Annotated in this window: 15 protein-coding genes; 7 read left to right on the top strand and 8 right to left on the bottom strand. The window is 47.1% G+C overall.

The genetic code is table 11. The annotated features are described in order from the left end of the window. The first annotated feature begins 381 nt into the window (after nt 1–381). Nucleotides 382–663 (top strand): hypothetical protein, encoded by a 282-nt coding sequence (locus tag PMI05_RS10185; protein WP_007720859.1) that lies wholly within the window; start codon nt 382–384, stop codon nt 661–663. Between the two features lie 68 nt (nt 664–731). Here the strand turns inward: PMI05_RS10185 and PMI05_RS10190 are convergent, their stop codons facing one another. The 3 genes from PMI05_RS10190 to PMI05_RS10200 are packed head-to-tail and all read right to left on the bottom strand — an operon-like array spanning nt 732 to nt 3,945. Then, nucleotides 732–1,508, bottom strand: a complete 777-nt coding sequence (locus tag PMI05_RS10190; protein WP_007720860.1) for a fumarylacetoacetate hydrolase family protein — start codon at nt 1,506–1,508, stop codon at nt 732–734. Nucleotides 1,509–1,550: 42 nt separating this feature from the next. After that, nucleotides 1,551–2,750 carry a tRNA uracil 4-sulfurtransferase ThiI gene (gene thiI / locus PMI05_RS10195; RefSeq protein WP_007720861.1) on the bottom strand — a complete coding sequence of 400 codons (1,200 nt, stop codon included), beginning with the start codon at nt 2,748–2,750 and terminating at the stop codon, nt 1,551–1,553. 25 nt (nt 2,751–2,775) lie between these two features. Then, complete coding sequence (locus PMI05_RS10200; protein ID WP_007720862.1) at nt 2,776–3,945, bottom strand: cysteine desulfurase family protein; 1,170 nt, start codon at nt 3,943–3,945, stop codon at nt 2,776–2,778. A 276-nt stretch (nt 3,946–4,221) separates the two neighbouring features. Between PMI05_RS10200 and PMI05_RS31040 the strand changes: the two genes are divergently transcribed. Beyond that, nucleotides 4,222–4,368, top strand: coding sequence for a hypothetical protein (locus PMI05_RS31040; protein ID WP_007720863.1), 147 nt, complete (start codon nt 4,222–4,224; stop codon nt 4,366–4,368). 112 nt (nt 4,369–4,480) lie between these two features. Here the strand turns inward: PMI05_RS31040 and dapF are convergent, their stop codons facing one another. After that, complete coding sequence (gene dapF, locus PMI05_RS10205; protein ID WP_007720864.1) at nt 4,481–5,341, bottom strand: diaminopimelate epimerase; 861 nt, start codon at nt 5,339–5,341, stop codon at nt 4,481–4,483. Between the two features lie 141 nt (nt 5,342–5,482). Here dapF and PMI05_RS10210 point away from each other — a divergent pair, with 141 nt between their 5' ends. Continuing rightward, nucleotides 5,483–6,013: an inosine/xanthosine triphosphatase gene (locus tag PMI05_RS10210; RefSeq protein ID WP_007720865.1), complete on the top strand. Its 531-nt coding sequence runs from the start codon at nt 5,483–5,485 to the stop codon at nt 6,011–6,013. 64 nt (nt 6,014–6,077) lie between these two features. Here the strand turns inward: PMI05_RS10210 and PMI05_RS10215 are convergent, their stop codons facing one another. After that, a complete protein-coding gene (locus PMI05_RS10215; protein WP_007720866.1) occupies nt 6,078–6,659 on the bottom strand; it encodes a hypothetical protein in 582 nt (193 codons plus the stop codon). 97 nt (nt 6,660–6,756) lie between these two features. On the opposite strand from PMI05_RS10215, the gene PMI05_RS10220 reads away from it, so the two are divergent. Continuing rightward, complete coding sequence (locus tag PMI05_RS10220) at nt 6,757–7,347, top strand: nucleotidase (RefSeq protein WP_007720867.1); 591 nt, start codon at nt 6,757–6,759, stop codon at nt 7,345–7,347. A 57-nt stretch (nt 7,348–7,404) separates the two neighbouring features. On the opposite strand, the gene PMI05_RS10225 is transcribed toward PMI05_RS10220, so the two are convergent. After that, the gene (locus PMI05_RS10225; RefSeq protein ID WP_007720868.1) at nt 7,405–7,629 is read right to left on the bottom strand and encodes a DUF1540 domain-containing protein; all 225 of its coding nucleotides are present in this window, start codon (nt 7,627–7,629) and stop codon (nt 7,405–7,407) included. Nucleotides 7,630–7,681: 52 nt separating this feature from the next. Between PMI05_RS10225 and PMI05_RS10230 the strand changes: the two genes are divergently transcribed. Then, a complete protein-coding gene (locus tag PMI05_RS10230) occupies nt 7,682–8,512 on the top strand; it encodes an SDR family oxidoreductase (protein ID WP_007720869.1) in 831 nt (276 codons plus the stop codon). Here the strand turns inward: PMI05_RS10230 and PMI05_RS10235 are convergent. Further along, nucleotides 8,489–9,745: an MFS transporter gene (locus PMI05_RS10235; RefSeq protein ID WP_007720870.1), complete on the bottom strand. Its 1,257-nt coding sequence runs from the start codon at nt 9,743–9,745 to the stop codon at nt 8,489–8,491. The two genes, PMI05_RS10230 and PMI05_RS10235, sit on opposite strands and share 24 nt — an antisense overlap. A gap of 147 nt (nt 9,746–9,892) precedes the next feature. Beyond that, nucleotides 9,893–11,101, bottom strand: coding sequence for an MFS transporter (locus tag PMI05_RS29955; protein WP_007720871.1), 1,209 nt, complete (start codon nt 11,099–11,101; stop codon nt 9,893–9,895). Nucleotides 11,102–11,265: 164 nt separating this feature from the next. Between PMI05_RS29955 and PMI05_RS10245 the strand changes: the two genes are divergently transcribed. After that, a complete protein-coding gene (locus tag PMI05_RS10245; protein ID WP_007720872.1) occupies nt 11,266–12,000 on the top strand; it encodes a winged helix-turn-helix domain-containing protein in 735 nt (244 codons plus the stop codon). Continuing rightward, nucleotides 11,972–13,291 (top strand): MFS transporter, encoded by a 1,320-nt coding sequence (locus PMI05_RS10250; protein ID WP_039960559.1) that lies wholly within the window; start codon nt 11,972–11,974, stop codon nt 13,289–13,291. Before PMI05_RS10245 ends, PMI05_RS10250 begins: the two co-directional genes overlap by 29 nt. Nucleotides 13,292–13,345: the final 54 nt, after the last annotated feature.

A 13,345-nucleotide genomic window follows, 5' to 3' on the forward strand; every position in this document is an offset into this window, starting at 1 on the left:
ATTTAATGATAGACTCATTAACGCTTTCGCTGTTCAGTTTTCAAAGAGCATTTTGTGTCATTCGCCCGAAGGCGACTTTTCTATCTTATCAAATCGCAACCGTTTTGGCAAGAGGTTTTTTTAACCATTCCGCTTCGTTCAGTAGCGACAAGATCTAATATAACAAAATCACCAGGTATAAGTCAAGTGTTTCTCTCACTTTTTTATCAGTGATTTTTTATGTGTATTGATTGTTTCGAGCAGAATTTAAATATAAATGAAATAAGTGAAGGAGTCAATAGGAAAAACGAATAGCGATTCTCTTTTTATTTCACACTATAACCGCTAGGCGTTTAAGCTGCGTAACCGTGAAGTACCCAACAAATAAACGGCGGTGTTACTATGGATCCAAAACCAACCTATGAAGAATACGAAAACGACAATTACAGTGAATTATCTACTGTAGAGTCGCAGCGCAATGAAATCCTTCAGGAAGAATTCCCCGAGGGGCCATTTGGAGCTGCCACCAACGAAACTCGCTTAGGGAAAGCAACAGGCTGGGAGCCCGGACAACATTCCACCACCACTCGATTCACTTACGAAACACGGCAGATGCATCAAGATCTTCCTCGACAAGACCCATCCGCGCATCCCATTCACGATGATCCGAACAAAGAAGAATAAAATGAAAAAACCAAGCCCCCACTTCACACAAGCAGGGGGCTTGGTCGATCTTATCAAAGAATGTATGACTACTCCTCAACCACTACATGCGTCGTTAAGGTTCCGATCCCTTCAATAGTTACCGAGATTTCATCACCTGGAACAAGCTCACCTACACCAGATGGAGTCCCGGTTAAAATAACATCGCCAGGGCGAAGCGTCATGACCGCAGATACGGCCTCGATCAACTGCGGAATCGAAAAAATCAATTGGTCAGTGCGAGCATCCTGACGCACTTCCCCGTTTACTCGTGTCACGATACGCAAGTTATGATAATCCAGTTTGGCCGCAATAGCAGGCCCAAGCGGACAAAACGTATCAAAGCCTTTTGCCCGTGTCCATTGCCCATCGCTCATCTGCAGATCGCGCGCGGTCACATCAATCGCACAAGTGAATCCCAAAATATAATCGTCTGCATCCGCAGCCTTGATCTTCTTGGCCTCTTTCTTAATCACCACGGCGAGTTCGCCTTCATAATGAAGGTTCTGCGTCAGCTTTGGATAGACGATAGGCTCACCAGGTCCAATGACAGTGGTTGACGGCTTCAAAAACATCAACGGTTCTTTTGGCAGGTCAATCCCCATCTCAGCCGCATGGTCCCGGTAATTCAATCCGATGCATACGACCTTACTTGGATCACTTGGCGCCTTCAACGTGACCTCATCCAAAGGTAGCTCTAGACCCGTCATGATCGGTTTTGCTGTATGGATTTTGTAAATATCCCCTTCAATCACGCGTACTTTGTGATCCTCTTCCACCATCCAGCCATGCTTCACCTTACCATTGCGCTCATAACGGATTATCATGGTTCCTTCTCCCCCGTGTCGCGATTTTCTCTATACCTGTATTTAGAACAGATCGGTTGTCGTTTCTTTTGGCTTCGTTGTAATCTCTTCTATTTCAGTTCTCGCTACCGCATCCTCCACTAACGCTTCTACATCCAGCGCTTCCTCAAATTTTGCGGCGAGGCGAGGCTTCGGTCGTGTCACAGGATTTTTCGGTGTAAACACTGTGCAGCAGTCTTCATACGGCAAAATAGACAGCTCGTACGTATCGATTTGGCGAGAAATGTCCACAATGTCTACCTTGTCCATGGCGACGAGTGGTCGCAGGATCGGAATCGAAATCACCTTGTTGATCGTGTCCATGCTTTCCAAGGTTTGCGACGCGACTTGACCGAGGCTTTCTCCTGTTGCGAGTGCCTTGGCATTGGTATTTTCCGCAACACGCTCTGAAATGCGCATCATGAAGCGACGCATGATGGTGATCAAATAGTCTTCTGGACATTTTTCACGAATAGCGGTCTGAATCTCAGTAAACGGTACGACGTGGAGACGAACAGTTCCTCCCCATTTTGTCAGCTTATGAGCCAAGTCACGCACTTTTTGCAAAGCGCGCTCGCTCGTAAACGGATAGCTGTGGAAGTGGATCGCTTCAAGCGTCACACCACGCTTCAGCATCATCCAGCCAGCGACAGGACTGTCGATTCCCCCAGATAGAAGCAGCAGTACTTTTCCGCTCACCCCAACTGGCAAGCCACCTAGTCCCTTGATGGTTTCACAACTAATGTAAGTACCCTCTGTGCGAATTTCTACATTCACGATGGCATCTGGCTCGTGCAAGTCTACACTAATCGCTGGCAGTGCGCGCAAAATATGCGTTGCCACCATTCGATTCACTTCCATAGAGGGAATCGGATAGCGTTTATCAGCGCGACGAGAAACCACGCGGAATGTACGCGGTTGTGGATTCAATTGACGAACCAACTCCAGCGCTTTTTCCTTGATCGTTTCAATATCAGGATCTACTTGGATCGTCGGACTAAAGGAAGAAATACCAAAAACGCGCTTCAATCGTTCCATAACCGCATAAGCATCCTCACCGTGCAGCTCCACATACATCCGACCGTAATTGCGTCGAACTTTTACTTTAAAAAAAGAGCGCAGTACGTTTCTCACGCTTTTTACAAGTGCCTCTTCGAATTGATCGCGGTTTTTCCCTTTAAGCGCCAACTCACCATAACGAATTAAAATAACGTCGTAGTTCATGTTTATCTCCTTTTAGTTGTCCACACTATTTTCTAAGAGCGGGGGCAGGTTGTTGTTTTATATAGGTACGAAGCACACGGACGCATTCCTCTAACGCCTTCAAAAACTGCTGAATGTCCTCCGCTGTATTTTCACGACCCAGACTGACCCGCAGAGACGACAACGCGCAATCCCGCTCGATGCCAATCGCAGTCAAAACTCTGCTTGGCTCATTGACTTTGGATGAACATGCGGACTTGGTGGATATCAGAAAGCCTTTATCCTCCAAAGCATGCAACAGGACTTCTGCTTTTACTCCTGGTACTGACAAGTTCATAATATGGGGAGCCGTATTCGTTTCCGGGGTATTCACTATGCAACCTTCAATCGTTGCAACCCCTTCACGAAGCTGTTGATTCAATGTTTGTAGCCTAATCATCTCGACGCTGCCCAGTTCTTCTAGAATCCGGATTGCTTTTGCCATACCAGCGATGGCTGGGAGGTTTTCCGTTCCTGAGCGAACACCGCCTTCTTGACCGCCACCCATCATCAACGGGTGAATGATCAAGCCTTCTCGTTTATACAAAATGCCCACTCCTCTGGGGCCGTAAAACTTGTGAGCAGAGACGCTCAACAGATCAATCCCTGAATCCTTGATGCGCAAAGGAACTTTCCCAACTCCTTGGACAGCATCGACGTGAAACAAGACTTTCGGGAATTGCTTCAACCATTGTCCGATTTCCAAGATCGGTTGAATGGTTCCCAGCTCGTTGTTCACATGCATAACCGAAACGAGAATCGTATCCGGACGCATTGCTTTCTGAACAGCTTCTACCGATACGCGACCTTCGCGATCTACCGGCAGATACGTCACAGTAAACCCTAGGCCTTCCAACTGTTTGCAAACATCGTAAACAGCCGGATGCTCTACCTGCGTCGTAATAATATGTTTCCCTCTGTTTTGATATTGAAAGGCTATACCCTTGATCGCCGTATTATTGCTCTCCGTACCACCTGAAGTAAAAATAACTTCACTTTCTTTACAGCCCAAATACTGAGCGGCAACCTTTCGCGCCTGCTTCAGTACATTTTCCGCCTCTACTCCTTTTTGATGCAAAGAAGACGGGTTTCCATAGTAGCTTTCCATCGCGCGTCTAACGGTTTCAATCACTTGAGGATGAGGCCGGGTAGTCGCACTGTTGTCCAAGTAAATCACCAGTACACACCTTCCTAAGGGCAAGATGCCCGAATACTACGCTTCATCATAACATGACTTTTCGTAAAGAACATACAAAGTATTACACTTCTCGACCTTATTTTTCCCCGATTGCGTTGCTCTCAAAAGACCAAATCAGACAATCTGAACAACCGTTCACAGACTATTCACGGATAAAGCGCTTACATCCAAATATAGGCTATTTACATTGGTTTGGCCTTTCGTTAGAATAGTCAATAAATTTAGATAAAAAACGACAACAAGGAGAGAACCACCATGACAGCACAAGCTATGCAAGAAGAAATCAAGAAGATGGAAGCAGAATTGAAAAGACTGCAAGCAGAACTGGCGAAGATGAACAAAAATACCTCACAGTACGATCGCACAGACGTCGCATACCTAAATGAGGTGTACAACGCGTGACGCTCATTCGAATTCGATAGCGTGGTGACGGCATGTAGGATTCGCCGTGACCACGCTATTTTTTGTAAAAAACCGCTCCAGTCGATTTCGACGGAACGGTTTTGGCTTGCTGTTATTTAAATGGGATCTCCCCCAAATACTTACCAGAAAAAACTTCAGTAGCCGGACCCGTCATATGGACGCGGTTATCCGCTTCCTTCCATTCAATAAAGAGATCGCCTCCTGCCAGGTGAACAGTGACTTTTCTACCGGTCTTTCCACTCAAGTGGGCAGCTACTGCAGCAGCGCAAGCTCCTGTCCCACAGGCAAGCGTGACACCTGATCCCCTCTCCCATACACGGAAAAGAATTTCCTCTTGATTCAATATTTGGATAAATTCAACATTAGTTCGTTCAGGAAACCATTCATGATACTCGATCATTGGCCCGTAGTGACGAACATCTTCTTCCTTCACTTCATCCACGAAAAGGATGGCATGAGGATTGCCCATCGAAATAGCTGTCATCGTAAACGCAGTTCCACCGACTTCGATTACCTCTTCTCGCACTTGCTCTTCAGGAATGCCTGTCATCGGAATTGCTGCTCGCTCAAAACGAGGCTCTCCCATATCTATTGTTACTTGATCGACCTTACCGTCTGTTCCAAGTGATACGACAGGAGTAACCGTCCCACCCAACGTCTCCACGGTAAACGTTTTTTGCTGAGTCAAACCGTGATCGTATACGTACTTGCTCACACAGCGCAAGCCGTTTCCGCAATTTTTTGCTTCGCTGCCATCATTGTTAAATACCCGCATGCGAAAGTCTGCTCGCTCAGATGGCATAATGAGGATCAGTCCATCGCCCCCAATGCCAAAATTCCGCTCGCTCACCCTTCTAGCCAATTCGGGTAAATCTACACCCGACAAGTCTTCCTCAAAACAGTTGACGTAAACGTAATCATTACCTAAGCCATGCAGCTTTGTAAATTTCATCGTCCACTCCTCTTTCTCTTTCGTATGCTAGGTCTGACTCTTTTCTATGCATTATCTTATCACAACCTAGAGAATCGCGGTCGAATCAAAAGGTGGTATACTACCACTAGCATTGATGATGGAAAGAGGTGGAACAAACCCTTGGATTATCACATTTTCCGCTATGCGCTCGGAACGAAAAATGAAGCAAAACGTCTCGCTGTACAAAAAGCAACCGGAACGGAACCTTTCTGCTTATCTGTCCCCTCGGGCGTAGCGGCTCAGCCGATGAGTGAAGAAGAAACGATTACAGGAGCCATCAATCGAGCAAAAGCTGCACATAGTCAAACCCCAGAAGCAGACATTGGGCTAGGCTTGGAAGGCGGGCTTATGTACGATGAGCAGTTTACAAAACAGTGGTATTTGATTTCCATCTGCGCAGCCTGGAATGGAAGTGAGCTATTTATTGGAAAAGGATTGGCTTTTCCTATCCCGAATCAAGCCGTTCACCGAATCCAGCAGGAGCAAATTGAGCTCAGTACCATCATAGATGAATGGGGGAAAACCGTCGGCAGTAATCATCGCGGCGGCGCCTATTCCCTGTTAACGGATAATCGCGTACGTCGTTCCGATGTGTTTTGTGACGCCGTTATCGCAGCAATTACGCCTTTCGTCTCCTCCTTGTACAGATAGCAGTGGTGCAACACAAAAACCTCTCCGGCTGAATGAACCGGAGAGGTTTTGCGGTTTGATGCTTCTAGCGAGCCGTATAGAACGGGTAGATGACTAAAGCGCCCAAAATGGCAATAGCACCTACGATCATCGCCCAAGCTCCCAGCGTCTTCGAGTTGCGTCGATACGCCAGGTAGCCAAGCACCATACCAATTGGAGCCACCAAGTACGGCATGAGAAACAGGGACAGGATCGATAAGCCCAAGCCAGTCATCCCAATACCTGTGGCCCCATTTTCCCGGCTGTCCTCGTCTGTGTCGATCTCACTGGCAGCACGACTGGTCGGAAACGGCTCGGCGATTTCCGCCGCCGCCTCGATGTCGTCATCTCTGACTTTGGCGACCGGAGAACGGTCCTCTTTGGTCAGGACAACGCCATCCAAACGCTCCGAAAAGTCGTTACGCTCCTCATCCAGCTCACCTGTATAGCGCTCTGTCAAGGAATGGGGGTCATAGTGAATCCTGCGCCTCGACCGCTCTTCCTCTTCGTCAAAGACGGCCTGTGTCCAAGTATTCGCTGTAAACTCCCTGTCGTGCTGATCAACCGTCTCGGAAAAACCGGTATCTTCCTTCCGCTTCGCATCATTACGTTCGTGTCGATCCAACATAGCATGCTCAGCCCCTTTTTTGGTAAAGGATTAATTAAGTGAAGGAAGTAGCCTTATTGTCTGCCTACGTTGTACAATTTAAACGGGAGGCGAGAGAATGAAACCAGACAAAATCCTAACCATTGGCATTGATATTGACGGTACAGTCACATCACCTAGTAGTATTGTTCCGTTGATGAATGAAAGCTTTGGAAGAGATTTACGATATGAAGATTGTGTGGAGTACAATTTAGCCAACGTGTATCAAATCACGGACGCAGAGTTTGAGATGTGGCTGGATCAAAACGGGGAGCGCCTTTATGATGGTGCGCCTGTTCACGGAGTTGCCGATCAGGTTTTACGCGATTGGTTTACCTCCCACAAGCTGGTATATATAAGTGCTCGTGAGGATCGTCATCGCGATGTGACCTTACAATGGTTTGCTCGCTACAATATCCCTCACCATGAAGTGGATTTGATTGGGAGCCACGACAAGCTGTCAGCTGCTCGCAAATGGGGCGTGGACCTTTTTTTGGAGGATCGTCTGGAGAACGCTTTGCAATTGTCAGAAGCGCTGCAAATTCCCGTGTTCTTGTTTGACACTCCGTATAATCAAGCTTCCCTTCCCCCGCTTGTCCATCGAGTCACTTCTTGGGAAGAGGTTGCCCAAAAGGTCAACGAGCTTTTTCCGGCCACGACAAGCGTATAGGTCAATAGCAAAAAGACGTATCACCATTGAGGGATACGTCCTTTTTGCGCCGAAGCGTTATTTCTTTTCGGATGTCTTCGGCTTGAACGTCAGACAACAGGTTTCAGACGATGTCTTTGCCTGATCCTGATGCTGCGTGTTTTGACCGTACTCGCCCGCGAATTCTTCTTTCAAGTTTACGGTGGCGTGTGCGTCAATTTCTACCATGATCTCTTCGGCGTTGCAAAGGTTTCCCTGCGCCCAGTACTCACAGTTTGCTACAGAACATTTTACTGCTGGCATGTGCATTCACCCCCTAGAGGCTAGCCTTCACAACAACCCGGGGGCTTATACTTTGCCATTCACAGTGGAAATCAAAACTCTACACAAGAAAGAAGTGGATGACATGTCGACTCCCCGTATTGTCGTCATCACCGGGGCTTCTGGTGGCCTTGGTCTAGCTTTGACACGACTTCATTTGGAAAAAGGAGATTGTGTCATTGCCACGAGTCGCAAAGACATCAACGAGAAGCTCGTTTCGTTACAAAACGCTTATCCGAATCATCTCCATCATTACCCGTTAGACGTCAGCAGCAACGAAGACATTCGGCAATTCGCTGCATGGGTGCACATCCGCTTCGAACGTTGCGATTTTCTTTACAACAATGCCGGGATGGCCGTCTTTGAACCGCTGATCGAAATGCGCGTAGAGGCGTTGGAAGAAACACTGCGAACGAATATTTCCGGTGTTCTCTACACGACCCGTGCCTTTTTGCCGATGATGCTTCAACAAAAGCAAGGTCATATTATTACGGTTGCCTCCCTTGCCGGACAGGTCGCAACAGCCAAAGCTGCGGTGTATGCAGCCAGCAAGGCCGCTGTCATCCGCTTTAGTGAAGGATTGCGCCACGAACTGCAAGGCACTGGAATTGCTGTGACGTGTGCGATGCCAGGGCCGATCGACACACCCTTTTTGGATAAGGCAGACAAAACGGGTAGCTATCGCAGTAAAGTGAGTCGGTATTTGTTGACACCGGAACAAACGGCAAAGGCCATTTATCGAGCCGCGGAAGCAAAGCGTCCGGAGGTTGCCATGCCATTTCGTCTGTATGCGCTCTCCCGCATTTACTTCCTATTGCCTGCGTGGCTAAAACACCTCGTCTCACCTCTCCTCAATCGGAAGTGATGAGGAATCCTCCAAGTTTTTCAATGCTCCGAATGCAATAAGGCCGAAAATGATACATACGGCTGCTCCGGCTCCAATGATCCCTTGAACGCCCAAGAAGGGTATGAGGAAGCCAGAGACAGCCGCTCCCGCCGGCATTCCTGTCCCTGTAATCGTGCGAACACTGGTCAATACCCGCCCCAAGAGAGCATCGGGCACCTGCTTTTGCAGATAGCTCCTATACATAATGTTATAAGGAGCAAAGCAAAAGCCCGCCACAACCATCGAAGCCATCGCGATCTCTAACCTCGAGAATAATGCGATCGGCAATGTGGTCAATCCCCACGCCACGATAATCCCCGCTAGCGTCGACCCCAACGGAAGTTTCCACGTAACTGTCGAGAAAAACAGAGAGCCTAGTAATGCCCCGACTGCCAAAGAAGACCACAGCATCCCTAATGCAATAGATCCTCCTGCCAAATCCTGATTCGCATACAAGGGTAGTGCAATTTCAATGGGACCGTACGACATGTTAAACAAAAACGTAAAGAAGACAAGAATAACCAATTGCTTGCGTCCAAATATGTAGCGATACCCTGTCCGCATGTCACTCAAGAGAGAACGAAAGAACACTCCCATTTGGCCTTTTGCAATCGTTGTAGGATTCGCACTTTTCGTAAGCTCACGCGGCAGCCGGGAGAAGCAGAAGGCACATACAAAAAAGCTAGCCGCATCCATCAACAGAACATATGCTTCCCCAATCAACCCGATTAAAACACCCGCGAGTGCCGGTCCAAACATATAAACAATTTGCCATTGCGTTTCCATCACGCCATTCGCTTTGACCAATTGATTTTTGTCCGAGACGATTCTTGGCAACAAAGTCTGCGCCCCAGCTGAGCTCAGCGGAGAAAGAATTCCTGCAATCACAATCAGCACGTATATCACAAATAGCGGAACTTGATCGATTTGCAATAATACGACCAACGCTATAAAAATAAGTCCTCTCGCCACATTGTCCATCATGATGAGCTTGCGTCGATCAAACCGATCCAGCAAAACTCCCGCTACTAACCCAGCAAAAACAGCAGGGAGCATATACGCAAGAATGACCCCACCCATTGCAGCAGGTGAGCCTGTTTTATTCATGACAAACCACGTCAAGCCCATCCAGCCAAACTGATCCCCCAGACCAGATAAGAACATCCCCAGCCAATACCAGCGAAATGAACGCTGCCGCCATAATTCCTTCATGCTGCATCTTCCTTTTTCACTTTTTTCCATTCATTGTATAATTACATTCATACTTTTTCAACAATTATATTTATTAAATCTAAAAGTTTCATTTTGTATAAAAAAAGAGCCTCTGCTCCAAATAAGCAGAGGAATCTCTCCTGAGCCTCACTGTACATCCGCGATCTTTTGCAACTTACGACGGCTCCAAAGCCACAGAAGTCCTGCTGCAACCCCAAAGAAACCAAGCCACACAGAGACAGCGGCACTGCCAATCTGCTCCGCACTGAATCCGAGAATCAAACAGCTCGCAGAAAAGCTTCCCATAGTGGCCATTTCCCGAATGGAAAAAACGCGAGCCAAATAAGCAGGATCAGATAATCGTTGCAACTTCGTTACTGACAATATCGATGAGCTAAACTGAGCCGTTGATGCAAAGAGGATGGCGATTGCCAGTCCAAGTAGTGGTTTCGCATGAAACACGGCGATAATCGAGCATCCCATCGCAACGAGTGCCCAGCCTTGGACACGCCACGTTCCCTTTTCACTCAGGCTGTCAGACAGCTTATTCACGGCAATCCCAGCGATCACACCTCCGAGGCCCAACGGAATATCCAAGAGTCCGAATACGTACAAGCCCTCTCCCCGCTCCGTAAGGACATAGTACATCAGCATAATGTAATAAGCGCCACATACCCGTTCCACCATCTGATAGCCGATCACACTGCCGATTTCCCGATGTTTACCGATGTAACGGAAGCCCTCTTTTAGCCTTTCCATAAAAGATACAGCCGCTTTCGATACGACATTGTTGGCGATATACGGAAGCGGAAGCAAGATGAACAGCGACAACAAATAACAGGCGGCATCGAGTAAAAAGTTGTAACGGTAGGAGAACAAGTAAACCAGAACTGCTGCCACACCCTGACAAACAATAATGAGAAACGAAGTCGTCCCCTGCAAAAGAGAATTGGCAGCCAGCCTATCCTTTTCCTCCACGGATTGTACGATCGCTACTTGCATGGCTGGTTGAAAAAAAGCACTGCAAAAATTGACCAAAATCAATAACAAAAAAGCCACCCATAAGTAGGTCGCAGATGTGATAAAGAAAAACAAACTGACGAGAATGCCGCGAAGCAAATTGACGACAATCATGACCCGCCGTTTATCCCAATTCTCCACAAGCGTCCCTGCGAAAAAACTGGCAAATACATAAGGGATCATGCGAAACACAGTACCTGCCGCAAAAGAAAGACCCGATCCACTTAAATCATGTAAAAGTCCAACGACCGCAATAAATGTAAATTCATTTCCGATGATGTGTACAATGTGGGCCGTATACAAACGGCGAAAGACGGGATGTTGTAAGATCGCCACAGGAATACACCCTCTCACCGTTTTCAATATTGTAGCATTTGTCGAAAAATAAGCGCAAATCCATCTTGCGAAACGGATAGTTTTGTTGTTACAATACGTTCAAATAAAACTGAACGTCTAAAAATATAAAAACATTCACGTTCAGTGAAACGAGGTTGATCGACTTGAAACGATACGTAGTTGTGGAAACTTTGGAGCAATTAAAAGCTGTCAGCGATTCCTTGCGCCTACAGATCATCACAATGCTGGTCAAGGAGGAATCCACAGGTAAGCAGCTCGCGACTCTTCTCTCCCTTTCTCCCTCTAAAGTGCATTATCACCTGAAGGAATTGGAAAGTCACGGCTTCGTTGAGGTCGTGCGTACGGAAGAAAAGAACGGGATCGTGCAAAAGTTTTATCGGGCTGTTGCTTATGACTTCAAGGTTAGTGATGATTTGCTGCCTTCCCTGCGCGAAGACAGTATCCTGTTGCAGGAAACGATGATAAATCACCTGCGCTCCAGTATTAATCGCCTGTATAACGCACCAGACGAGTCATTCATGCTCTTTTCGGATCATGAGGATCGTCCTCCTGCAATTGCAGTTAGCTCCGAAGTAAGAGCACCTCGAAAAGAAATATTTGCTTGGCTCACTAAATATAAAGCTTTACTTGAGGAGCTATCCGAAATGGAAGATCGCTACTTAGAGAGAATTGCTGCTGGAGAAGTGGAGGATACGGTTGAAAACTTTTACATGGTCACAGTCGGGTTCATGACGAATGAACGTTACTACGTCGCAGAAGACGATTCCTTGCCAGATAACTATGAGCACCAACAGTCTGAATTCAAGCATTACACCAGCAAGATTGTCGTGAAGAAAAAGAAGGAGGAAAATGGAGATGAGCACTCTGGCGACAAATAATTCCCTGTGGAAAAATGGATCGTTTGTCCGGTTATGGAGCGGCACTTTATTTTCCGCAATGGCTGACGGAGCTTTCTTCATCCTGCTCAACTGGTATATCGTGAATGCCATGGGCTCAGGAGCAATCCTCGGCACGACTTTGATTTGTCTGTCCATCCCCCGTCTCCTCTTTATGCTGGCGGGCGGGGTGGCTGCTGATCGTTTGAATCGAAAATGGATTATGTTTTCCTCCCTTTTGGTTAGAGGAATTATTTTAGCCTGCTTCAGTTTGCTTATGCTTCAAGGAAATAGCGACTGGTTCCCAATGAGCCTATACGTCATGGCAGCTTTATTCGGAACAGTCGATGCATTTTTTTGGCCAGCACGCAGCTCGATTCTGCCCTCTCTTGTCTCTCGAGAACAACTTGCGCCAGCTAACAGCTTAATGGAACTATGCCATCAGATTAGCATGGTTGCCGGACCGGTAGTTACTGCCTTATTAATTGGAACCGTTAGTTATCCGATCATGTTTATGATCTTGGCATGCACCTTCTTCGTAGGAACACTCTTTGTACTCTCTCTCCATTCACACTCAAACACCAAAGATACGACTTCAGAGTCTACAACAGAATCAAGGGCAAGCTCCTATTTCAAAGATATCGTGGGAGGAATTCGTTTTACGTATTCAATCCCGATCCTCGCACTTATTTTAACAACATCACTGTTCACCAACATGATGTTCTCCGGCCCAGTTAACATGATCATTCCCATTCATGTAAATGACCTCGGATGGGACGGGAGTGCTTTTAGTTCACTCAGTACCTCAATTGGAGTGGGCATGATTGTCGGCGGTATTTTGACTGCATTGTTTAAAGGATTCCGTGGAAAATTTATGTTACTCCCTGTCATTCTCGGATGTATGGGAGTTGGAATCAGCTCGTATTATTTCATTGAGGAGCTTTCCTTTGGACTTGTCTCTCATTTTCTCATCGGAATGGCACTCAGTATGACGAATATTCCGTTTATCACCTACATTCAAAGTATCGTCCCTGCCAATATGCTCGGTCGTGTCATGTCATTGCTTTCCTTGATGTCCGTCGGCTTCGGGCCAGTCAGCTATGCACTGTGCTCCTTTCTTCTCACAAAAAACATCGCAACACCAGGGCTTCTATTATTCTTTGGCGGTATCATCTTTGTGAGTATCAGCCTTAGCCTCTTCTTTTTCCGCTCGTTCCGGCAAATGGAGCAGCACCCGAACTGGAAGCGACCTTTGGTAGAGGAGCGGCAGCTTCCTGCCACCCTTTCGTCTTAAATCTCTTCTATATATAGAAAGAACGCGCACCTCGCGAGCGTGAGCTCTTGCAGG

Source organism: Brevibacillus sp. BC25, assembly GCF_000282075.1.
GTDB lineage: Bacteria > Bacillota > Bacilli > Brevibacillales > Brevibacillaceae > Brevibacillus.